Here is a 23178-nt window from a genome sequence, read left to right on the forward strand (position 1 = left end):
GATGCCATCTCCGGAAGAGGCAGCCGCGGCTGCCGCCGAGGCCTGGCGGCTGATGTTCGGCTTCCTGATGCGCTCGGCGCCCGAGCGACTGCTGGCCCAGCAGGAGCGGGGGCTGACGCCGAACGATGCCCGCGCGTTGTCCTCGCTCCTCGCTGACGACAAGCCGATGGGGGCTTTGGCGAAGGAATGGGCCTGCGATCCTTCGACCGCGACCTGGCTGGTCGATCGGCTGGAACGAGCGGGCCTGGCCGAACGTGTCGCCTCGGCTGCCGACCGGCGCGTGAAACTCGTCCGGGCGACGCCGAAGGGCAGGGAGGTCATGCAGGAGCTGATGGCGGCCTATCATCGGCCGCCAGTCGAGCTCACCCGGTTGGCGCAAGGCGATCTGGATGAGCTCGCCCGTATTCTGAGGACATTGCAGCCGGACAAGGCATGAACGTCACCGGATGCCCGTGCGAGGCAATCTTGGGCGCGCTGCGCTTACGCTACTGACGTCCGTGCGCGCGTTCCCGGCATAGTGCGACTGAAACGCGCCCGGGAGATGCCGACATATGACGACGCCTATCCGGATCGGCGCCCTGGCGCCGCTGTCGCCGCCCGGTTGGGTCGAGGCCGGCCAGCATCTGCTTGCCGGGCTCGATCTCGCCGTCGCCGACGTCAACGGTGCCGGTGGGATCGCCGGACGCCCGCTCGAGCTGATCGTGCGCGACACTGCCGCCGATCCGCAGAAGGCAGCAGCCGCCGTCGATGAGCTTGCGGGCCTGGGCATCGTCGCCCTTGCCGGGGAGTACCACAGCGTCGTTGCCCGCGCCGTCGCAGCCAGGGCTGATGCGCTGCGCCTGCCTTTTCTCTGCTCCTCGGCGGTTCTCGATGCACTCACCGAGCAGCCGACGGATTGGGTCGCGCGCATCGCCCCGGCGCAATCCCGCGGCTGGCGGCTCTACGCCGACTTCCTGCTAGGTGCGGGGCATCAGCAGATCGCCGTGGCAACCGTGCCGAGCGTCTATTGGGCCTCGGGGACGCGCATTCTGCAGGACTGCATCACGCCATGTGGTGGAAGCGTCATGGAGTTCGAGATGAACTCGCTCACGCCTGCTGCGCTCTGTGACGAACTCGCCGGCAAGGACGTCACGGCGTTGTTGCTCCTGGTCGGCCATCCGGAGCCGGCGGTGCCGATCGTCAAGGCGGTCCGCAGCGATCCGCGCCTTGGTGGCGTCCTGCTCGGCGCTCCGGCCGGGCCGCCGGAGCTGCCCGAATGGCTGGCCTTGCTGGGCGAGGAGGGCGCCGCGATCCCGTTCCTCCGTTATCTGCCCGAGCAACTCCCTCCGCTTGGCACACGCGTCGAGGCGGCCTTGCGCGAGCGGCTGGCGCAGGGGCCGTCCTTCGTCGCCTTCGAGGGGTACGACACGATTGCCGTTCTTGCCGCGATGCTGCGATCCCACGGCACGGAGCAGGGACGCCTGGCGCAAGCCTGGTCGCAGGTTTCGGTCGACGGCACGCGCGGGCGTATCAGCTTCGCGCGCGTGCCGGGTATCGGTGTCTGGCAATGGGCCTGGCCGCCAATCCAGGTGGTCGACCGGGACCCGATGGCACCCGATCGCTTCAGGGTTCTGCACGCCGGCTGAGAACCTGCCCAGCCGGCGGGCTTTCCTCCTCAGCCGGTCTTGGCCTGGTTGAAGTCCGAGATGCCACCATGCGCGGCCGACCACTTGGCCGGCTCGTTGAGGAAGCTCTCGACCTCGTCCAGCACCTTCGGCTCGAAATGCCCGCTCGCCTTGGCGACCTTGAGCACGTCCCACCAGGTGGTGAGATAGTGCAGGCCGACGCCGATCTCCTTCATCATCGCGCGCCCCTGCGGGAAGATGTCGTAGTAGAACAGCACGAAGCAGTGATCGACCTTGGCGCCGGCGTCGCGCAGGGCCTTGCAGAAGTTGACCTTGCTGCCGCCATCGGTGGCGAGATCCTCGACCAGAAGCGTGCGCGCGCCCTCGACGACCTCGCCCTCGATCTGGGCATTGCGGCCGAAGCCCTTGGGCTTCTTGCGGACATATTGCATCGGCAGCGACAGCCGGTCGGAAATCCAGGCGGCGAAGGGAATGCCGGCCGTCTCGCCACCGGCGACGATGTCGATCGATTCATAGCCGATGTCGCGCACGATGGTGGTCGCGGCGAAGTCGATCAGCGAGGAGCGCAACCGCGGGAAAGAGATGATCTTGCGGCAGTCGATATAGACCGGGCTCGCCCAGCCGGAGGTGAAGATGAAGGGCTTGTCGCTGTAGAAGTGGACCGCCTTGATCTCCAGCAGCATCTTGGCGGCTTCGAGCGCGATGGTGTCCCGGTCGACCGGCATGTAGAGATTGGGCATGGTCTCGTTCTCCAGGGCCAGCGCGCGCCATCCTTCGCCGTTTGCAGGCGTTGGCGCGGCTCGTATCAAATTCGCAAACGGCCCCTTCTCGACAGGTTGCCGGTGAAGGTCAATCCCTGCCGTACGCTGTCCCCGACATGATTGCATGGAGATGCTCGCATGGCCCGGACAAGGCGGTTATGGAGAGGCCAGCCCGCTGGCGGATTCGCCTGGCAGGCCAGTGAACACGGGGGCAGGACATGAGCGTCACGGAACTTTTCGGCAGCACGCAAGCCAAGGCGGTTGCCCCGGCGCAGACACTGACGATCCGCCGCCCGGACGACTGGCATGTCCACCTGCGCGACGGCGCCATGCTGAAGGCAGTGCTGCCCTTCACGGCCGCGCAGTTCAAACGCGGCATCATCATGCCGAACCTGGTCCCGCCGGTCACCTCGGTCGACGCGGCATCGGCCTATCGCGAGCGCATCCTGGCGGCGCGCCCGGATGGCAACGACTTCACCCCGCTGATGACCTGCTATCTGACCGATACGACGTCGCCCGACGAGATCGAACGCGGCTTCCGTGACGGCGTCTGGGCGGCGGCCAAGCTCTACCCGTCGGGTGCGACGACCAACTCCCATCACGGCGTCACCAGCATTCCCAAGCTCGCCCCGGTGCTGGAGCGGATGGAGAAGATCGGCATGCCGGTCCTGGTGCATGGCGAAGCCACCGACCCGGCCGTCGACATCTTCGACCGCGAGGCGGTGTTCATGGAAACCGAGATGCTGCCGCTCCTGAAGCGGCATCAGGGCCTCAAGGTGGTGGTCGAGCACGTCACCACCGCCGAGACGGTCGAACTGGTGCGCGCCCATGCCGGCCGCGCGGCAGGCACGGTGACGCCGCATCACCTGATCATCAACCGCACCTCGATCTTCCAGGGCGGCCTGCGCCCGCATCTCTATTGCCTGCCGGTCGCCAAGCGCGAGCGCCACCGCCTCGCATTGCGCAAGGCGGTCACCGCGGGCGACGGCAATTTCTTCATCGGCACCGACACGGCCCCGCATCTGCGCAGCGCCAAGCAGGCCGAATGCTGCTCGGCCGGCGTCTTCGGCGGCGCCACCGCCTTGCAGACCTATGTCCAGGTCTTCGACGAGGAGGGCGCGCTCGATCATTTCGAGGCCTTCGCCTCGGAGAACGGCGCGCGCTTCTACGGCCTGCCGCTGAACGAGGGCACGATCACGCTGGAGAAGCGGCCCTGCCGGGTGTCGCCGACCGTCGCGGTCGGCGAGGAAGACGTCGTGATCTTCCGCGGCGGCGAGGAACTGCCCTGGTCACTGGGTGAAGTGAGGGGCTGAACCCCGACGTCATGCTCGCCCCTGTGGCGAGCATCCGCGTCTTGAACACCAAACGCTCAATAAAGCGACGGCGTGGATGGTCGGGACAAGCCCGACCATGACGGGAGGGGCCTCCGCGCCCCTCGGGCTCAGCCCGCCGCAGCCGGCTCGATCAGCTTCGCAATGTTGAGCAGTTGCTGGTCTCGTCCGGCGATCGCGCTCAGCATCAGCCCGCCCGAGAGCTTGTCGCCGAGCGGCATCGGCAGCGAGATCGAGCACAGGTCGAACAGGTTGCCGAAGGCCGGATTGCGCAGGATCAGGCGATTGGCCGTGAAGAAGGCCTCGTCACCGGCCTCCATCGCGGCGATCGTCGGCGCCTCGATCGGCACGGTCGGCGCCAGGAAGCTGTCGAGCCCATCGAGCTGGGCGGCGAGCCGAGCGATCAGTGCCCGGCGCTTCTCCATGGCGATGATGTAGTCGGCCGCCTTGCAGGGCACGCCGATGGCGATCCGGGCCGCGACGCGCCGGTCATAGGCATCGGCCTTGCTCGCCAGGAGATCGCGATGCACCGCCGCAGCCTCGACCGTGACGAGCGGCACCGGGCAGATCGCGAACATCTCCTGCCAGAGTCCGTCGAGATCGACTGGCTCGACCGCAATGCCGAGCCGCGTCACGCGCTCGATCGCCGCCTCATAGGCCTTGGCGACGGACGGGGCGGCTTCGGCCAGGAAGCCGCCGCGCGCCACGCCGAGGCGGATACGGGCCGGCGAGATACCGTCCGCAAGATCGAAGGGCCGGTCGGCCAGCACCGAGAGCAGGCGCGCGCAGCCGGCGACGTCCTTGGCCAGCGGGCCGATCGAATCAAGGCTCGGCGCCAGCGGGAAGCAGCCCTCGTCGGGAACCGTCTTGTGCGTCGGCTTCATCCCGGTGATGCCGTTGAAGGCGGCGGGGATGCGGCAGGAGCCGCCGGTATCGGTGCCGACCGTCAGCTCCGACGAGCCTTCCGCCACCGAGACCGCCGCGCCGGAGGAGGAGCCGCCGGGGATGCGCGCCTTGTCGACAGCACTGCCCGGCGTGCCGAAGGTGGTGTTGAGGCCGATGCCAGAGAAGGCGAACTCGGTCATGTTGGTCTTGCCGATGATCACTGCGCCGGCCCGGCGCAGTCGCGCCACCGAGGGCGCATCCTGAGCCGCGGGAGCTGCGCCCTTCAGCGCGCTCGAGCCGGCCCAGGTCGTCACGCCCTTCACGTCGAGCAGGTCCTTGACCGAGACGATCGTGCCGTCGATCGCGCTCAGCTGCAGCCCGGCCTCGCGCCGGCGATCGGCGGCGTCGGCCTCGGCGCGCGCCGTGTCGAGCAGGAGCTTGGTGAACACCGGGGTGCCGTCGCCGATGCGGGCGAGATTGGCTTCGAGCTTGTCGCGGACGCTGCGGGACATCGGACGGACCTGGCTGGTGAGTGGGCGCGCGGCGGATGCCGGCGCCTCTGGTTAGGCCAGTTCGCGATGTGATGGAACCGCCGGCCCGTCATCCCGGCCTTGCGCGGCTAGGCGGCCTGCTCGGGCTGATGGGCGAGCGCTTCCGCGGCGACGCCGCCAGGGCAGGGCAGCAGCGGCTTGCCTTGAAGCAACGCGTTCCGGGCGAATAGTTCGGCCAGCCAGTCGACGAAGACGCGGACCTTGTTGGAGAGGTGGCGGTTCGGCGGATAGATGATGTGCAGTGGCTTCGGCTTGGTGCACCAATCGGTCAGGATCGGCACGAGCCGGCCAGAGGCGATGTGCGCCATCGCCATGAAGGTCGGGACCTGCATGACGCCGAGCCCCGCCAGTCCGGCGGCGACATAGCCGGTCCCGTCGTTCAGCGAGACCACATAGTCGCCCTGGATCTCGATCGTCTCCTTCGGGCTGGCGAAAGTGAAGGGCATGATGCGGCTGGTGCCGGCCCGGCGATAGCCGATCGCGAGATGGCCATCCTCCAGATCGCGCGGGTGCCGCGGCGTGCCATGCTTGGCCAGATAGCCCGGCGTCGCGCAGGTGATCAGCATCATCTCGCCGATGCGGCGGGCGATCAGGCTCTGGTCGTCGATCGCGCCGGCACGGATGGCGAGGTCGAGATTCTCGCCGATCAGGTCGGCTGGCCGATCGGACAGGCCCATGTCGATCTGGATCTCGGGATAGCGCGCAAGGAAGCCGGGCAGCGCCGGCAGGATGATGTCGGTGGCGAACGAGGCGCTGACATCGACGCGTAGCCGCCCGCTCGGCCGGGCCTGCGAGGAGGTCATGCTCTGGTCGAGCTCGTCAATCTCGCCGAGCACGCGCAGCGCCCGCTCGTAATAGGCGGCGCCATCCATCGTCACGGTGACGCGGCGCGTCGTGCGGTTGAGCAATTGCGCGTGCAGATGCCCTTCGAGCTGCTGGATCAGCTTGGTCACGGTCGGCTTTGGCAGGTCGAGCAGCTCCGCGGCGCGGGTGAAGGTGCCGACTTCGACGACGCGCACAAAGGCGCGCATTGCGTTGAGCTGATCCATAGCGAAGCCCCGGATGATCCGTCGATTGTTTCCATATGGAAATAATGTAGGAGCAGAACGGCGGTTTATTAAGCGGAGAGCATCACCTAAATCATGATGCATCGCAACATTCGTCAGGCGTCACCGCCATGCTCGCCCCGTCCGTCCCCGAAAGCCGCTATCGCCGCGCCGTCTTCTGGCGCGAGCAGAGCGTCGCGGTCGGGCGCGACAAGCTCGCCGGCCGGCTCTATGCGCCGGCTGCCGTGCCGGACGAGGCTGGCCTCGTCGTCCACCTGCATGGCGGCACCTTCGACAGCGGCACTCTTGCGTCCGGCGAAGCTGTCGCGACTACGCTGGCCGAGGCCGGCGCGATCGTGATCTCGCTGCCTTACCCGCTCGCCCCGGCCAATCCGTTCCCGCAGGCGCTCGAAGCCTCCTATGCTGCGCTCGAGAAGATCGCCCGCGACAAGGCGCGCTGGGTCGGCAAGAACGCGCCGCTCTATGTGGCGGGCGAGGAGGCCGGCGGCAATCTCGCCGCGGCGCTGGCCATGATGGTGCGCGACCGGCACGGGCCGTCGCTCGCCGGCCAGATCCTGTTCTCGCCGATGCTCGATTCCTGCCTCGGCACCTATTCCTTCCGCAATGCCGAGGCCGGCCCCGTCGGCTGCCGCTGGGCCGATGGCTGGCATGCCTATCTCGGCTCGCCCGAGAAGGCGGCGCACCCTTACGCCGCCCCAGTCAATGCCGTCAGGCTGACCGGGCTCGCACCGGCTCTGATCGTCACCGCCGAGGACGACCTGCTGCGCGATGAGAGCATCAATTATGCGCACCGGCTGAAGGCGGCCGGTGTCGACACCACCATCCGCATTGTCGGCGGCCCGAGCCGCTGGCCGGATGCCTTCGCCGAAGGCCCTTGCGACGGCACCTGCCTGTGCGCGGCCTGTCATCACGTCAGCGAGTTCTTCACCGCGACCGCGCCGTCCTAGCGGCTGCATCGCCCCCGCTCTTTCGATCTCTCTCCACAAAGGAATGAACCCATGATTCTGGGAACGATCCGTCATGCCCTGTTGGGCGTTACTCTGGCTGCCGGCGTCTCGCTCGCGGCTCTTGCCGTTGCCGTCCACGGCTCGAACAAGGCGCAGGGCGACACGGCCCCCGCCGCGCCGGCTGCGACGCCGGTTTCGGTCGCTACGGTCGAGCAGCGCGAGCTGGTCAGCTGGGCCGAGTTCTCCGGCCGGCTCGAGGCGATCGAGCGTGTCGAGATCCGCTCGCGCGTCTCCGGCGTGGTCGAGCAGGTGCACTTCTCGCAAGGCGCGCTGGTCAGGCAGGGTGACCTGCTCGTCAGCATCGACCAGGCGCCCTACCAGGCCGAGTTCGAACGGGCCCAGGCGCAATTGCTCGCCGCCGAAGCGCGCGTTGCGCTTGCTGCGGGTGAGCATGAGCGCGGCCAGAAGCTGATGTCGACGCAGAACGTCTCGCAGCGCGACCTCGATGCACGGCTGAATGCCCTGCGTGAGGCGCAGGCGAACGAGCGCGCCTCCCGCGCCGCCCTGCAGTCAGCGCGGCTGAACCTCGACTACACCCAGATCCGCGCCCCGATCGGCGGCCGCATCGGCCGACTGGAAGTCACCGTCGGCAACCTCGTCGCTGCCGGCGCCAACGCGCCGCTGCTGACGACGCTGGTCTCGGTCGATCCGGTCTATGCGGGCTTCAACGCCGACGAGGGCTCGCTGCTCAAGGCGCTGGCGACCCTGCCGGCTGAGCCCGGCAAGCCGCGCGATCTCAAGCGCATCCCAGTGCAGATGAGCACGGCGACGAACGAGGCCGCGCCGGTCTCCGGCCATCTCAATTTCGTCGACAACGGCATCGATGCCGCGACCGGCACGGTCCGTGTTCGGGCGATCTTCGACAACAAGGACGGCGCGCTGATGCCCGGCCAGTTCGTGCGCCTACGCATGGGCCAGGCCAAGTCCGAGCCAGCCCTCGTCATCAACGAGCGCGCCGTCGGCACCGACCAGAACAAGAAGTTCGTCTTCGTCGTCGGCAAGGACCACAAGGCGGTCTGGCGCGAGGTCACCCTCGGCACCGCCGCTGAAGGCCTGCGCATCGTCACCAGCGGGCTGGAGGCCGGCGAGCAGATCGTCGTCAACGGCCTGCAGCGCATCCGCCCGGGCGCGAGCGTCGCTCCCGAGCAGGTGCCGATGGCCGAGCGTTCCGAATTGAAGAAGCCCAAGACCGAGCTCGCACAGCGCTGAACCTCTCCCGTCATTCCGGGGCAGGCCGAAGGCCTGAGCCCGGAACCCAGAACCGATGCCGGTACTGGGTTGGATGACCCGGTCCCGCGTCTCCGTGAACAGGCGCATCGGTTCTGGGTTCCGGGCTCTTTGCTACGCGAAGCCCCGGAATGACGGCGTGGTTTCGCATATCCATTTCCCGCCCCGCCGGCCGCTTCGGGACCGGCGGGGCCGCCGCCTTGAAGGGGCACCCCAATGAACCTCTCGAAGTTCTTCATCGACCGGCCGATCTTCGCCGGCGTCCTCTCCGTCCTGATCTTCCTCGCCGGCCTGCTCGCGCTGCGGGCCCTGCCGATCTCGGAATATCCCGAGGTCGTGCCGCCGACCGTGGTTGTGCGCGCGCAATATCCCGGCGCCAATCCGCGCGTCATCGCCGAGACCGTGGCGACGCCGATCGAGGAGCAGATCAACGGCGTCGAAGGCATGCTCTACATGTCGAGCCAGGCGACGACCGACGGCGTGATGACGCTGAACGTCACCTTCAAGCTCGGCACCGACCCGGACAAGGCCCAGCAGCTGGTCCAGAACCGCGTCTCGCAGGCGGAACCCCGCCTGCCGGAGGAGGTGCGCCGCCTCGGCGTCACCACCATCAAGAGCTCGCCGGACCTGACGATGGTGGTGCACATTACCTCGCCGAACGGCCGCTACGATATGACCTATCTGCGCAACTACGCCGTCCTCAACGTCAAGGACCGGCTGGCGCGGATCGACGGCGTCGGCCAGGTCCAGCTCTTCGGATCGGGCGACTATTCGATGCGCGTCTGGCTCGACCCGCAGAAGGTCGCCGAGCACGGCCTTTCGCCCTCCGACATCGTCCGCGAGATCCGCGCCCAGAACGTCCAGGCCGCGGCCGGCGTGATCGGCGCCTCGCCGAGCGGACCGGGGCTCGACCTGCAGCTTTCGGTCAATGCGCAGGGCCGCCTCGCCAGCGAGGAGGAGTTCGGCGAGATCATCGTCAAGACCGCCGCGAGTGGCGCGGTCGTACGCCTGAAGGATGTCTCCCGCATCGAATTGGGCGCTGCCGACTACGCGCTGCGCTCGCTGCTCAACGGCAAGTCGGCCGTCGCCGTGCCTGTCTTCCAGGCGCCGAACTCCAACGCCATCGCCATCGCCGATCAGGTTCAGGCGGTGATGAAGGAGATCAAGCAGAACATGCCTGAGGGCGTCGACTACTCGATCGTCTACGACACCACCCAGTTCGTCCGTGCCTCGATCAAGGCGGTGATCACCACGCTGCTTGAGGCGATCGCGCTGGTCGTGCTCGTCGTCATCGTCTTCCTGCAGACCTGGCGGGCCTCGATCATCCCGCTGGTCGCGGTGCCAATCTCGGTCGTCGGCACCTTCGCGGTGATGTACCTGCTCGGCTTCTCGATCAACGCGCTCTCGCTGTTCGGCCTCGTCCTGGCGATCGGCATCGTCGTCGACGACGCCATCGTCGTGGTCGAGAATGTCGAGCGCAACATCGAGAACGGCCTCAGCCCACGCGAAGCCACCTATAAGGCGATGCGCGAGGTCTCCGGCCCGATCATCGCGATCGCGCTCGTGCTCGTCGCGGTCTTCGTCCCACTCGCCTTCATCTCCGGGCTGACCGGCCAGTTCTATCGCCAGTTCGCGCTCACCATCGCGATCTCGACGGTGATCTCGGCGATCAACTCGCTGACCCTGTCGCCGGCGCTCGCCGCCCTGCTGCTGCGCGGCCACGACGCTCCCAAGGACGCGCTGACCCGCGTCATGGACAAGCTGTTCGGCTGGTTCTTCCGCGGCTTCAACCGCTTCTTCAACCGCTCCTCGGAGGCCTATGGCGGCGGCGTCACCCGCATCCTTGGCCGCAAGACGGTGATGCTCGTGGTCTATGCCGGCCTGGTCGGCTTGACCGTCGTGCTCTTCCAGAAGGTGCCGTCCGGCTTCGTGCCGGGCCAGGACAAGCAGTATCTCGTCGGCTTCGCGCAGCTCCCCGACGCGGCGACACTCGACCGCACCGAGGACGTCATCCGCAAGATGGACGCGATCGCCCTGAAGCATCCCGGCGTCGAGAACGCGATCTCGTTCCCGGGCCTGTCGATCAACGGCTTCACCAACTCCTCGAATGCCGGCATCGTATTCGTCGGCCTGAAGCCGTTCGACCAGCGCAAGAGCCCCGAGCTCTCCGGCAACGCCATCGCCATGCAGCTCAACAAGGAGTTCGCCGGCGTCAAGGAGGCGTTCATCGCGATGTTCCCGCCGCCGCCGGTCCAGGGCCTCGGCACCATCGGCGGCTTCAAGCTGCAGATCGAGGACCGTGCCGGCCTCGGCTACAAGGCGCTCGACGAGGCGACCAAGGCCTTCATGGCCAAGGCCGCGGCGGCGCCCGAGCTCGCCGGCATGTTCTCGAGCTTCCAGGTCAACGTCCCGCAGCTCTATGCCGACATCGACCGCACCAAGGCGCGCCAGCTCGGCGTTCCCGTCACCGATGTCTTCGAGACGCTGCAGATCTATCTCGGCTCGTCCTATGTGAACGACTTCAACAAGTTCGGCCGCACCTACACCGTGCGCGTCCAGGCCGATGCGCCCTACCGCGCCTATCAGGAGGACATCGGCAAGCTCAAGGTCCGCTCGAATTCGGGCGAGATGGTGCCGCTCTCGGCCGTGCTCAACGTGCGCACCGATTCCGGCCCCGAACGGGCGATGCGCTATAACGGCTTCCTCAGCGCCGACATCAATGCCGGCCCGGCCCCGGGCTTCTCCTCGGGCCAGGCGCAGGACGCCGTCACCCGCATCGCCGCCGAGACCCTGCCCAAGGGCTTCGCCTTCGAATGGACCGAGCTCACCTATCAGGAGATCCTCGCCGGCAACTCCGCGCTCCTCGTCTTCCCGGTCGCGATCCTGCTCGTCTTCCTGGTGCTGGCGGCGCAGTATGAGAGCCTGACCCTGCCGGTCGCGATCCTCTTGATCATCCCGATGGGCCTGATGGCGGCGATGGCCGGCGTCTGGTGGAGCGGTGGCGACAACAACGTCTTCACCCAGATCGGCCTCGTCGTCCTGGTCGGACTATCGGCCAAGAACGCCATCCTGATCGTCGAATTCGCGCGCGAGCTCGAATTCGAGGGCCGGACGCCGGTCGAGGCCGCGATCGAGGCCAGCCGCCTGCGCCTGCGGCCGATCCTGATGACCTCGCTCGCTTTCGTCATGGGCGTGGTGCCGCTGGTGCTCTCGACCGGGGCGGGCGCCGAGATGCGCCAGGCCATGGGCATCGCGGTCTTCGCCGGCATGATCGGCGTCACCGCCTTCGGCATCTTCCTGACGCCGGTCTTCTACGTGCTGATGCGCAGGCTGTCGGGTAACAGGCCGCTGCGCCAGCATGGGGGGGAGGGGAAGGAACACCTCGCCGAGGCGGCTTGATGGATGACGTTGGCCGCGCCGTGCCGAGGTTCGCTTCGGTCCACGGCGCGGTCACTTTTTTGGGTGCGACCCACGCCAATACGCGCGCACGGTGTCGCGCGCGGCCTTCAGCCACCCTCGTCCCCGGCGATACGTGAATTCGGCGATCATGAAGAGCGTGCCGGACAAGGAGCCGCCGCGGCGGGCGTCGATGACGATGTCAACCAGTTCGAGCCGCTCCGGCCAGATCGCGGCGTGAAACGAGGTCTCCGAACCATTGCAGCTGTCGAAACTCGTCAGTGCGGGATCGGACAGGAATGTCGCCGTCACCCGTTCCGAGAGCTGGCGCCCGGGGCCGAAGCCGGCGAACGCCTCGTCATAGGCCATCTTCCAGCCGAAGGCGCGCGATCCGGAGCGAAGCCAGATCGAGAAGGCGATCCAGCGCTCGCCCTGCCGCAAGCCTTCGATGCTCGCACATCCGGCCCGCACCAGGCCTTCGATCATCTCCGCTGCGAACGGCTCCAGCGCCGGATCGAGCTTTATGGCCCAGCCGCTCTGGTCCTTCCTGCCTTTCCAGCCGCTGGCCTCGATCTGAAGGAACGCCCGGAACGCATCCGCGATCTCTGATCCGCGCGTCAGGGCGACATGCGCGATGCCGGCCTCCGACAAGCGTCTGCTTCTTCGCCGGAACCCTTGCCTCTGTTTGGAGGAAGCTTCCGGATGTCCTGGCAAATCCCCATCGGCTCGACGTGTCAGGATGGCTCGCCGCCGCCGCCCCACGACCATGGAACGGGACCCGCGCCGGGCAAGAACGTCGCGCAGGTAGGGCAGCAATCGCTCATCCGCATTCAGATCGGACGCGACGATGATCCCGGGAAGGGCGGGTTGGCCGGCGATGGCGTCCAGCAGCTTGTCGAGAACATCCGAGGCCAGACCTGCGTCCACGACGGGTGTCCCCGCGAAAACGAGCCGATTCAGAGCTGTGTCGAGAACCTTGAAGAAGCCTCGCCGCTCTGCGAATTCGCCCAGAACCCAGGCGCCGACGAGCACGCGTCGGAGGCCGGATATTCGCCAGATCAGCGCAACAACGATATGCCGCCCACCATGCAGTTCGGCTGCGAGCGCGACTGCCGGGTGCATGTAGACGTTCGGGATCAGGGCGCGACGGACAAGATCGTCCCAGTCATCCTGATACCGCGCGAAATCCGAAGCGGTGACGATCTCCGATTCAAGTCTCTCCGCCTGGTCCAGCCTTGGGGCAGGATGGCCTCGGACTGCCTCGGAGGAACGCGACAGGCGAGAGTGCTGGTCGCCGCGCCACACCGTGCCCGACTGTCTGTCCATTCTGTTGAGAGGACCGGCCTCGTCCACCCGCGACCCCAAGGACCGAATGCGCTGCCTCATGATCTACGAAGGCCTCGCGCGTTCCAGAGATAAATCGGCTTAACACCATTGGTCCGTGGGCAGATCGGTTGCGGCGGGGTGACAAGCAGGCGAATATGGGGCGATACGGTAATCGAAAAGAATTTTCAGATGTGCTCCATCCTCATTTGGCGCCCGCAGCGGGAAGTCGAGCAATGAGCGGTCGCGCAATCCTTCTGGCGGATAGGTTTCGGATGGAGTATAGGATACTGAAAGCAGTGTCCTTGTATTTCGACGACGTTCATATCATCGGTACTGGCGATGGATCTTGGCTCAGGCATTCCCGTCACTGCCGTGCCTTTCATGATTTGGGAAAACCGTTCGCGCTTGCTGGTCCTGGCGAGGCGTCTGCGATAGATCGCTACGCGAAAGATCATCAGATCTCCTGCATCCTTCCGACTTGCGGGCATACCACGCGCTTTCTTGCTGCCTATCCAGACAGGTTCGAGACGCCCTGCTTCCCTGTTCCTGCCGGGGAGGCGTTCGATCTGCTGAACAACAAGCTCACCTTTCATCAGCTCTGCCGTGATCTCGACCTGCCCGTGCCGGACACGAAAATCTTCGAGACCTGGTCCGAGCTGCGCGCCGCTGCCGCGACGGGAGCACTGACCTACCCCTTCATCGTCAAGCCGACGAACCTCGATGGCGGATGGGGTGTGCGCAGGATCAACGGGCCGGAGGATCTGCGCGGGCGGATCGACTACAGCCCGATCCTGGCACAGGATTTCATTCCCGGCCGGGATCTCTGCGTCTTCTATCTGTGCGAGCGCGGAGAGATCATGGGCCAGGTGGCCTACACCTTTGCGCGCCATGGCATCCGTTTTGTGCGGCGCCCCAGTGTCGATGCTTTCAGCCGGGTCGTCGTAGCGCATCTCGCGCTCGATGGGGTGATCGGGTTCGACCTTCGCGAACGAACGGATGGCCAGGTCTTTTTCATCGAGAGCAATCCGCGCTTCTGGTTCCGGATGGACGTCATGGCGCTCGCAGGCTTGGATTTCGTTCGGGCGGCCTTGATGAAGGAAACCCTGGGAAAGGGGCCGCCGGACGGGCTGGAGTTAAGAAATCGCGGCCGCCTCCTCAAGGCAGCTGTGCTGCCCTGGCGGCTCAATTGGCTGGAGCGGCGCGTTATTCGTGAACTTGCTCGCGATCCGGTGCTGCCGCTCCTCGAGCTACTGGGTAGAACGAAACCCGCTGGCCCGCCTCTGCCGCGGGATCAAACCATCGTCACGGTACCGGCAAACGTCACGCCGTACTGACCCGACGTCGCTGCCGGAGTGGTGCCGTCGATTTGGCCCCGGAAGGTTCGGAATTGGCCGGACTCGGCTTTCCGCTTGATCACTTCACCAAGGCCGCACCATCCCGTGCTGGACAAGCGCTTGGCTGGCGCCAAAGCCCCGGACGGATGCAGGGCAGCCCGCCGCAAACGCGAGCAGTGCCGGCCGACGTTTTCGGTCTAGGCTGAGGCCATGGCGGCCTTGCGGGGCAGGGCGGCCGGCCGACAGCCTAAAGGAGTGCTCGCGATGGAACTGCGCTGCGTCGATTGCGCGACGACCTATCCACCGGTGCTGCTCCATCGCTGCAGGGCCTGCGGCGGCATCCTGGAGACGGTCGGCGACGACGACACGCCGCGCGTCTCGCTCGGCGAGAGCGTCACCCCGCTGCTGCGGGCCCGCCGGATCGAGGCCTCGCTGCCTGGCTTCTCGGGCGAGATCTGGCTGAAGGACGAGACCCGCAACCCGTCCGGCTCGTTCAAGGACCGGCTCGTCGCCGCAGCGATGGGCCGGGCGCTGGCGCTCGGCATCGGCAAGGTCGTCTGCGCCTCCTCGGGCAATGCCGGGGCCGCGACCGCCGCCTATGCGGCGCGTGCCGGCATCCCGGCCGTGATCATCGTGCCGGCCCATACGCCGCTGGGGAAGGTGACGCAGATTGCGGCCTATGGCGCGATCCTGCTCCTGGTCGAAGGCCATTACAGCCGCTCCTATGATCTCGCGCTGGCCCTCGCCGAGCGGCACGGTTTTGCCAACCTGACCACCACCTTCATCAATCCTTATGCCGTCGCCGGTCTCACCGCCGTCGGCACCGAGCTGGTCGAGCAGCTCGGCGGCGCGCCGAGCCATGTGCTGGTGCCGACCGGCAGTGGCCCGCTGGTCAAGGGCGTCTGGCAAGGCATCGCCGATGCCGGCGGCACGACCAGATTGATCGCCGTGCAGGCAGAGGGCTGCGCACCGATCGTGCAGGCCTTCGAGGCCGGGGCCGGCGAGGTGATGGCCTGGGGCATGCCGCAGACCATCGCCTCTGGGATCAGCGACCCGCTGATCGGCTATGAGCGCGACGGCACCTATACGCTGAAGCTGGTCCGCCAGAGCGGCGGTCTGGCGATCGCGGTCGGTGACGACGAATTGCGCGAGGCGATGCGGCTGCTCGCCCGCAGCGAAGGCATCTATGCCGAGCCGACCGGCGCGAGCCCGATCGCGGCATTGCCGCGCCTGCTGGCGCAGGGCGCGCTGCCGCCCGGCTCGCGCGTCGTCTGCATGGTCACCGGCCACGGCTTCAAGGACGGCAAGGTCTACCAAGAGATGCCGGTGCGGACCCACAAGGTCGCGGATCCCGCCGATATCGCAGCGGTCGCCGGGCTCTGCGAGGCTGCCCTGCAGGCCGCCTGAAGATTGCCCGAAGATTGCCCGAAGGTTGCCGGATATTCCCTAGCGTCAGGATGCATAATTCGGCTTTGCAGCTGGCATTTTTCTTGCCACGTTCATGCTGCTGCGGGCCGAAGTCTGCAGGGAACGTGGATCAAAAGAGGGGAGTTCGTGATGGGCATTCATGACGACGGAACTTTGGACGGCGCCACTCCCCCGAAAGACGAGGCGGCCCTGATCCTGGAGCGACGCAGCCTGTTCGGCCTTGGGCTTGCCGGGGCTGCGATCGGCGCGGCAGCGGCCGGCCTGCTTAGTCCAGCTTCGGCCCAGGCCCAGACGGTGGCCAAGAGCAAGCTCTACGCCGTCAAGGAACGCGGCAAGCTGATCGTCGGCACCGGCAGCACCAACCCGCCCTGGCACTTCCAGGACGCCAGCGGCAAGCTCGTCGGCATGGACATCGACCTCGCCCGGCTGCTCGCCAAGGGCCTGTTCGACGACTACGAGAAGGTCGAGTTCGTGCTGCAGGGCTCCGACGCCCGCATCCCGAGCCTGGTCACCGACAAGGTCGACATCGTCGTGCAATGGATGACGGTGACGCCGGGCCGGGCCCAGCAGGTCGACTTCACCATCCCCTATTATCGCGAGGGCGTCGGCCTGCTGATGCTGGCCCGCGGCGGCAAGTACAAGAACTACGAGGAGTTGAAGGCGGCCGGCAAGGAGGTCGCGGTCGGCGGCATGCAGAACGTCTTCCTCGAGGAATGGATCCACAAGGCGCTGCCAGGATCGAAGGTCGACGCCTTCGACAGCCCGGACGCGGCGATGCAGGCGCTGAATGCCCGCCGCATCGACGCCTCGATGCAGGATCAGTCGGCGATGCGCTGGCTGATGCAGCAGGCGCCCGGCCGCTTCGTCGATTCCGGCTTCGGCTGGATGCCGAACTCCTATGCCTCGGCGGTGAAGCCCGGCGACCCGACCTGGCTGAACTGGGTCAACACCGCCTACAAGGAGGCGATGATGGGCGTCGATTTCGACTATTTCGCCGCCTCCTACAAGAAGTGGTTCGGCATCGAGCTGCCGATCCCGAAGGTCGGCTTCCCGCAGGAATTCGCCTGATCCTGCATTCGCCTGATCGCAACGTGGCGATGGCGGGCCGGACGTCCGGCCCGCCGCTTTCGGGACCTTCGCGACAGCCATGATCGACTACCATTTCGACTGGTCCGTCATCGCGCGGAACTGGGACAAGCTGACCGACGCGCTTTTGCTCGGGCTCTGGCTGGCGGTGATCTCGCTGGCGATCGGCTGCATCATCGGCATCCTCACCGCCTATGCCCGGCTTTCGGGCAAGAAATGGCTCTCAGGCCCGGTCTGGGCCTATGTCGAGTTCATCCGCTGCACGCCGCTGCTGCTGCTGATCTTCTTCCTGTATTTCGGCCTGCCCGAATTCGACATCAACTTCCTCAACAAGACCCAGAGCTTCGTGCTCTCGCTCTCGCTCTACGCCGGCGCCTACATGTCCGAGGTCTTCCGCGCCGGGCTCTCCTCGATCCCGAAGCAATATGTCGAGGCGGCCAAGGCGATCGGCCTGCGGCCCTGGCAGCGCCAGGCCTATGTCGTGCTGCCGGTGATGTTCCGGATCACCCTGCCGGCGGTCAGCAACAACCTGATTTCGCTGTTCAAGGATACCTCGTTGGCGGCAGCGATCGCCGTGCCGGAGCTGACCTTCGTCGCGCGGCAGATCAACGCCAACACCTTCCGGGTCATGGAGGTCTGGCTCACGGCGAGCGCGCTCTATCTCGCCACCGCCTATCTCATCGCCATCCTGCTGCGCATGGTCGAGCGCCGCTACGCCTCGATCCGCTAGGGAGCCGGCGATGGATTTCTCGATGGCTCCCGGCACCTTCTGGTTCGAGGCCTGGCAGGCTCGCGCCTCGCTGCTCTCCGGTCTCGGCGTCACCCTGCTCAGCTCGGCGCTGAGCATTGTCATGGCGACGGTCTGCGGCATCCTGATGGGGGTCGCACTGTCCTATGGCTGGTGGTGGCTGAAGCTGCTGTCCCGGCTCTATGTCGACCTGATGCGCGGCATTCCGGTGCTCGTGCTGATCCTGTTCACCTATTACGGGCTCGCCTTGTTCGGCGTGAACGTCGCCGCCTTCTGGGCCGGCGTCATCGCGCTCGGCGCCTTCGCCACCGCCCATGTCGCCGAGAACTTCCGCGGCGCGGTCGAATCCGTGCCGGCCGGGCAGATGGAGGCGGCCAAGGCGATCGGCCTCACCTTCGGCAAGCGCCTGTACTACGTGATCCTGCCGCAGGCCTTCCGGCGCATGCTGCCGCCCTGGGTCAACACCGGGCTCGAGATCGTCAAGGGTACGACGCTGCTCTCGATCATCGGCGTCGTCGAATTGCTGCTCTCGGCCCAGCAGCAGATGGCGCGCAACTACATGATCGTCGAGTTCTACCTGCTGACGATGGTGCTCTACCTCATCATCAATTTCGCGCTGGCGCAGCTCGGCGCGCTGCTCGAACGCAAGACTTCCTATCTGCGCTACTGAGGATGCTGCGAAAAAGTGGGAACCGGTTTTTCGCGTGAAGCATGCTCTGGAACTCCTGGATTGATCTGAACGGGACGCGACTGCCGATGACCGAGACTGCGCTGCTTCAGGCCACCAATGTCCGCAAGCATTTCGGCGAGATCGAGGTGCTGAAGGGCATCGACCTCACCGTCAGGCAAGGGCAGGTCGTCTCGCTGATCGGCGCCTCCGGCTCGGGCAAGACCACCTTCCTGCGCTGCGTCAACCTGCTGGAGGAGCACGATGGCGGCGAGATCCTGCTCGACGGCGACCCGATCGGTTACCGGATGGCAGGCGAAACCCGCAAACGCCTGAGCGAAACGAAGATCTCGGCCCAGCGTGCTCGCATCGGCATGGTCTTCCAGCAGTTCAATCTGTTCCCGCACCTGACCGCCGGCCAGAACGTCATGCTCGGGCTGACCAAGGTGCAGGGCAAGAGCGCCGCCGAGGCGAGGGAGATCGCCGACCACTGGCTCGGCCGCGTCGGTCTCGGCGAGCGCCGGGACCATTATCCGTACCAGCTCTCGGGCGGCCAGCAGCAGCGCGTTGCGATTGCCCGTGCTGTCGCCATGCAGCCACGTCTGCTGCTCTTCGACGAGGTGACCTCGGCGCTCGACCCGGAGCTGGTGGCCGAGGTGCTCGGCGTGATGCAGGCGCTCGCCGAATCCGGCATGACCATGCTGCTGGTCAGCCATGAGATGCTCTTCGTCCGCGAGGTCTCGCACCACGTCCTGTTCCTCGACCAGGGCCGGGTCGCCCAGGAGGGCAAGCCGTCCGAAGTCTTCGACAACCCCGAAAGCGAGCGCCTGCGCAGCTTCCTCGGGCGCTTTCACGGCATCTTCAGCCGTTGACCGAGCTTGCCTGACATGGTGGCGCAGGCTTGGCTCAGGGCATTGTTGGCTTGGCCCAAGGCCACGCCATCCCCTGTTCCGCGAACGCGCGGCGCCCGTTCCCCTTGCGCGTCTTGATCTCGCCGCAGGCGATGGGGCGCAGATGCGCCTCGTCCGGCCCGTCGATCGCTGGACGCTAGCCCAGGATCTTGCCCGGGTTGAGGAGGCCGTGCGGGTCCAGCGCTCGCTTGATCGTTTGCATCAGCTTGAGCTGTGCGGGCTGCTTGTAATGGGCGAGTTCGGCGACGCGATAGCTGCCGATGCCGTGCTCGGCGGAGATGCTTCCCCGATAGCTGGCCACGACGTCGTGGACGGCACGGTTGATCGCTGCTTTGGCCTGGGCTTCGGCGCCCAATACGTTGAAGTGGATATTCCCGTCCCCGACGTGACCGAACACCACCAGCTGCAATGCGGCGAAGTCCCGGTGCAGGACATGCGTGGCGTCGTGTATGAAGTCGGGAATGCGGTCGATCGGCACGGAGATATCGTGCTTCACGCTGCGGCCGGATTTCAGCTCGGCTTCGGAGACGTGCTCTCGCAAAGCCCACAGGGCGGCCGCCTGCGCCTGCGTCTCGGCGATCACGCCGTCGGTGGCGTCCCCTGCGTCCAGAGTCGCTGCCAGCGCCTCTTCGATGGCCTCGCGCAAACCGGACAGGCTCGCGGCCGCTTCGATCAGCACGGCCCATGACGGGATCTCCATCGGCGGCTTCAGCCCGAAATGCCGTTCCACCAGAGCCAGAGCGGATGGCGAGATCAGTTCGAAGGCGGCGATCGCGTCGCCGAGCGCTGCGGTGGCGCATGAGAGCAATGCGAGGGCCGAGGCGGGGGTCGGAACGGCAAGGAGCGCCGTGACCCGATGCTTCGGCCGGGGGGCCAGCCGCAGGCTCGCGGCCGTGACGATCCCGAGCGTGCCCTCGGCGCCGATCAGAAGCTGCTTCCAGTCATAGCCGGCATTATCCTTGTGCAGATGCCTCAGGCCGTCGAGGATCGAGCCGTCGGCGAGGACGGCTTCGAGCCCGAGCACGCGTTGACGCGTCATGCCATAGCGCAGGACGTTGACGCCGCCGGCATTGGTCGAGACGATGCCGCCGATCTGGCTGGAGCCTTGGGCGGCGAAGCTGACGGGGAAGAGCAGGTCATGCTCCCGCGCTGCCTCCTGCACGGTCTCGAGCACGGCCCCGGCTTCGACCGTCATGGTCATGCCGATGGGGTCGATGGAGCGGATCGCGTTCATCCGCGACAGATTCAGCACGATCTGGGCCTGCCCGGCGATCGGCACGGCGCCGCCCGCCAGGCTGGTGTTGCCGCCTTGCGGCACGATCGCGATGCTCCGTTCGGCGCAGAGCCGGACCAGGGCGGCGACCTGATCGGCGGTCTTCGGGCGTGCCACGGCGAGCGCGGGCGCGCCGAACTCGCCACGCCAGTCGACACAATAGGGCGCCATCGCCGGATCGCCCGAGACGAGCCCGGCATCGCCCAGAAGCTGATGCAGGGCCGTCAGCATTTCGTCATCGATGCGCGAATGGCTCGTCATGAGGGCTGTCGTCCCGGTTCCGCCGCCGCAGGGGACCGTGATGCCGTCGTCAGGGCCGCGGGCGCGAAGCCGTAGAGGCGGTGCGCATTGTCGGCGAGCACCTGAGCGCGAGCCGTTGGATCGGGCACCCAATCGACGAGCAGATCGAGCAGATCGCCGACATTCATCATGTGCTGCCAATGCGCGACATGCGGCCAGTCGGAGCCCCAGACGCACCGCTCCGGCGCCGCCTCGTGAAGCAGGCGGGCGAAAGGCACGGTGTCGGCATAGGGCGGGCCCTCGACCGAGTTGCGATAGGCGCCCGAGAGCTTGACCCAGGCGCCATCGCGAACGAGCGAGACGAGCGCCTGAAAGCCGGGATCGGCGATCCCGCGGGAGGTTGGGAAGTGCCCCCAATGATCGACGATGAAGGGCACGGGCAGCTTGCCCAATCTCGGGCTCAGTTCCGGAAGGTCCTTGGCGTCGACGAGGAATTGCAGGTGCCAGCCCATGTCCCGGGCGAGCGCTGCGTATTGATCCAGCTGATCGAAGCCGACGCCGCCGCCATACAGGACGTTCAGGCGCAAGCCGACGACGCCGGCCGCCTTGAGCGCAGCGAGCTCCCTGTCGGGCAGGCCGAGCGGGATGACGGCGATGCCGCGCAGCCGGTCGGGATTCGCCTTCAGGGTCTCGACCATCAGGCCGTTGTCCGTGCCGTGGACACTGACCTGAACCAGGACGCCATAGCTCATGCCCGTCGCGTCGAGCATCGCCAGATAGCTCTCCGGCGTCGCCGGGAGAGGGGTGTAGCTGCGTCCACTCACCAAGGGATGCGCCGGCGGCGCCCCGATGACGTGCGCGTGGGTATCGACCGCGCCTTGCGGCACGACGAAGCGCGTCGGCCGGTGCGGGCGGGGATCGGGCCCAGGGCAAGCCGGGGCCCGATCGGTTGAGGGAGCCTGCTCACGCATCGGCGTGCAACACCTTGCCGCGCGTCTCCGGCAGCGCATAGGCGGCCAGGAAGAACAGGACATAGGCGATGAGCGCGAACAGGCAGATGGCGTTGGCGAGCGAGGTCATCTGCGAGAGATAGCCCACCAGGAAGGGAAAGAGCGCCCCGACGCCTCGGCCGAAATTATAGCAGAAGCCCTGACCGGAGCCGCGCAACCTGGTTGGATAGAGCTCCGTCAGGAAGGCGCCCATGCCCGAGAAGTAGCCCGAGGCGAAGAAGCCGAGCGGGAAGCCGAGAACCCAGAGCAGCTCGTTCGACAGCTGAAGCTGCGTGTAAGCCAGGACCACCACCATCGCCCCGAGCGAAAAGGTCAGGAACAGGTTGCGGCGGCCGTATTTGTCGGCGAACCAGGCGCCGACGAGGTAGCCCACGAACGAACCGATGATCAGCGCGGCGAGATAGCCGGTGGAGCTCACGATCGAGAGCTTGCGCTCGGTCGTCAGGAAGCGCGGGACCCAGAAGGTGATTGCGTAATATCCGCCCTGGCAGCCGGTCGCGACCAGCGAGGCGAGGATGGTCGTCTTGAGAATCGGGCCTTTGAAGATCTCGAGGATCGAGGGCCTGTCGCCGGATGCCGCCTCCTTGGCGCGTGTCTCGACCGAGACCTCCGGCTCCTTCACATAGGCGCGCAGATACAGGACCAGCAGCGCCGGCAGGGCGCCGATCGCGAACATCCAGCGCCAGGCCTGCTCCGCCGGCAGCAGCGAGAACAGCGCCGCCTGCGCCAGCACGGCGAGCCCCCAGCCGACCGCCCAGCCAGACTGGACCGAGCCGACCGCACGTCCCCGGTATTGCGCCCGGATCGTTTCGCCCATCAGCACGGCGCCGGCGGCCCATTCGCCACCGAATCCGAGCCCCAGCAGGGCACGGAAGATCAGCAGCTGGTCGAAGTTCTGGGCGAAGGCGCACAGCAGCGAGAAGAAGGAGAACCAGACGATGGTGAGTTGCAGCGTGCGCACGCGGCCGATCCGGTCAGCGAGATAGCCGGCGCCCCATCCGCCGACCGCCGAGGCGAGCAATGTCACGGTGCCGGCGAGACCGGCGGTGCCCGCATCGACCTTCCAGAGCGTGATGATCGTCCCGATCACCAGCGGGTAGATCATGAAATCCATGCCGTCGAGCGCCCAACCGGTAGCGCAGGCCCAGAAGGTGCGCTTTTCGGGGACGGTCATGTCCTTGTAGAAGCCGGTCAGACTCGTGTCTTCGATCGGCGTGACTGTGCTTGAGGATGTCACTGGTCGTTGCCTCCCTCGCTTCGCCTTCCATGGGCGATAGGCTCGTGAGGAGAGGTCTCTCAAAACCT

General features: G+C 66.7%; 19 protein-coding genes. 12 read left to right on the plus strand and 7 right to left on the minus strand.

The window, feature by feature from the left end; translation table 11 throughout:
- Position 1 precedes the first annotated feature (1 nt).
- On the plus strand, positions 2–436 hold the full coding sequence (locus AC1DS0_RS21675; RefSeq protein ID WP_476816346.1) for a MarR family winged helix-turn-helix transcriptional regulator: 435 nt from the start codon (positions 2–4) through the stop codon (positions 434–436).
- Between the two features lie 115 nt (positions 437–551).
- Complete coding sequence (locus AC1DS0_RS21680; protein ID WP_476816347.1) at positions 552–1625, plus strand: ABC transporter substrate-binding protein; 1074 nt, start codon at positions 552–554, stop codon at positions 1623–1625.
- A gap of 29 nt (positions 1626–1654) precedes the next feature.
- Here the strand turns inward: AC1DS0_RS21680 and AC1DS0_RS21685 are convergent, their stop codons facing one another.
- Positions 1655–2365, minus strand: a complete 711-nt coding sequence (locus AC1DS0_RS21685) for an orotate phosphoribosyltransferase (RefSeq protein ID WP_476816348.1) — start codon at positions 2363–2365, stop codon at positions 1655–1657.
- A gap of 239 nt (positions 2366–2604) precedes the next feature.
- Between AC1DS0_RS21685 and pyrC the strand changes: the two genes are divergently transcribed.
- Positions 2605–3699 (plus strand): dihydroorotase, encoded by a 1095-nt coding sequence (pyrC, locus tag AC1DS0_RS21690; protein ID WP_476816349.1) that lies wholly within the window; start codon positions 2605–2607, stop codon positions 3697–3699.
- Between the two features lie 128 nt (positions 3700–3827).
- On the opposite strand, the gene AC1DS0_RS21695 is transcribed toward pyrC, so the two are convergent.
- Both AC1DS0_RS21695 and AC1DS0_RS21700 read right to left on the minus strand, forming a co-directional pair.
- Positions 3828–5114 carry an amidase gene (locus tag AC1DS0_RS21695; RefSeq protein WP_476816350.1) on the minus strand — a complete coding sequence of 429 codons (1287 nt, stop codon included), beginning with the start codon at positions 5112–5114 and terminating at the stop codon, positions 3828–3830.
- 107 nt (positions 5115–5221) lie between these two features.
- Entirely contained in the window at positions 5222–6202 is a 981-nt protein-coding gene (locus AC1DS0_RS21700; protein ID WP_476816351.1) for a LysR family transcriptional regulator, read from the minus strand.
- A gap of 128 nt (positions 6203–6330) precedes the next feature.
- On the opposite strand from AC1DS0_RS21700, the gene AC1DS0_RS21705 reads away from it, so the two are divergent.
- The 3 genes from AC1DS0_RS21705 to AC1DS0_RS21715 all read left to right on the plus strand — a co-directional run bounded on the left by AC1DS0_RS21705 (position 6331) and on the right by AC1DS0_RS21715 (position 11853).
- Positions 6331–7167 carry an alpha/beta hydrolase fold domain-containing protein gene (locus AC1DS0_RS21705; RefSeq protein ID WP_476816352.1) on the plus strand — a complete coding sequence of 279 codons (837 nt, stop codon included), beginning with the start codon at positions 6331–6333 and terminating at the stop codon, positions 7165–7167.
- Positions 7168–7218: 51 nt separating this feature from the next.
- Positions 7219–8436, plus strand: a complete 1218-nt coding sequence (locus tag AC1DS0_RS21710; protein ID WP_476816353.1) for an efflux RND transporter periplasmic adaptor subunit — start codon at positions 7219–7221, stop codon at positions 8434–8436.
- Positions 8437–8670: 234 nt separating this feature from the next.
- Complete coding sequence (locus AC1DS0_RS21715) at positions 8671–11853, plus strand: efflux RND transporter permease subunit (protein WP_476816354.1); 3183 nt, start codon at positions 8671–8673, stop codon at positions 11851–11853.
- Positions 11854–11904: 51 nt separating this feature from the next.
- Here AC1DS0_RS21715 and AC1DS0_RS21720 read toward each other — a convergent pair whose 3' ends face one another.
- Positions 11905–13203, minus strand: coding sequence for a GNAT family N-acetyltransferase (locus AC1DS0_RS21720; RefSeq protein WP_476816355.1), 1299 nt, complete (start codon positions 13201–13203; stop codon positions 11905–11907).
- 275 nt (positions 13204–13478) lie between these two features.
- Between AC1DS0_RS21720 and AC1DS0_RS21725 the strand changes: the two genes are divergently transcribed.
- From AC1DS0_RS21725 to AC1DS0_RS21750, 6 genes are all read left to right on the plus strand, one after another.
- A complete protein-coding gene (locus AC1DS0_RS21725; RefSeq protein ID WP_476816356.1) occupies positions 13479–14510 on the plus strand; it encodes an ATP-grasp domain-containing protein in 1032 nt (343 codons plus the stop codon).
- A gap of 264 nt (positions 14511–14774) precedes the next feature.
- Positions 14775–15917, plus strand: coding sequence for a threonine synthase (thrC, locus tag AC1DS0_RS21730; protein ID WP_476816357.1), 1143 nt, complete (start codon positions 14775–14777; stop codon positions 15915–15917).
- 150 nt (positions 15918–16067) lie between these two features.
- Positions 16068–17006 (plus strand): transporter substrate-binding domain-containing protein, encoded by a 939-nt coding sequence (locus AC1DS0_RS21735; RefSeq protein ID WP_476816358.1) that lies wholly within the window; start codon positions 16068–16070, stop codon positions 17004–17006.
- Positions 17007–17088: 82 nt separating this feature from the next.
- Positions 17089–17754, plus strand: a complete 666-nt coding sequence (locus AC1DS0_RS21740) for an amino acid ABC transporter permease (RefSeq protein WP_454029667.1) — start codon at positions 17089–17091, stop codon at positions 17752–17754.
- Between the two features lie 10 nt (positions 17755–17764).
- On the plus strand, positions 17765–18442 hold the full coding sequence (locus tag AC1DS0_RS21745) for an amino acid ABC transporter permease (RefSeq protein ID WP_201303036.1): 678 nt from the start codon (positions 17765–17767) through the stop codon (positions 18440–18442).
- An 86-nt stretch (positions 18443–18528) separates the two neighbouring features.
- Complete coding sequence (locus tag AC1DS0_RS21750; protein WP_476816359.1) at positions 18529–19311, plus strand: amino acid ABC transporter ATP-binding protein; 783 nt, start codon at positions 18529–18531, stop codon at positions 19309–19311.
- Between the two features lie 175 nt (positions 19312–19486).
- Here the strand turns inward: AC1DS0_RS21750 and AC1DS0_RS21755 are convergent, their stop codons facing one another.
- Genes AC1DS0_RS21755 through AC1DS0_RS21765 form a run of 3 tightly spaced genes read right to left on the minus strand, consistent with a single transcriptional unit; the run spans position 19487 to position 23110 of the window.
- A complete protein-coding gene (locus tag AC1DS0_RS21755) occupies positions 19487–20884 on the minus strand; it encodes an FAD-binding oxidoreductase (protein WP_476816360.1) in 1398 nt (465 codons plus the stop codon).
- The gene (locus AC1DS0_RS21760; RefSeq protein WP_476816361.1) at positions 20881–21834 is read right to left on the minus strand and encodes an amidohydrolase family protein; all 954 of its coding nucleotides are present in this window, start codon (positions 21832–21834) and stop codon (positions 20881–20883) included. The genes AC1DS0_RS21755 and AC1DS0_RS21760 overlap by 4 nt, the downstream gene beginning before the upstream one ends.
- On the minus strand, positions 21827–23110 hold the full coding sequence (locus AC1DS0_RS21765; RefSeq protein ID WP_476816362.1) for an MFS transporter: 1284 nt from the start codon (positions 23108–23110) through the stop codon (positions 21827–21829). Before AC1DS0_RS21765 ends, AC1DS0_RS21760 begins: the two co-directional genes overlap by 8 nt.
- Between the last annotated feature and the right edge of the window lie 68 nt (positions 23111–23178).

This window comes from Allobosea sp. P4_H5 (assembly GCF_056400825.1).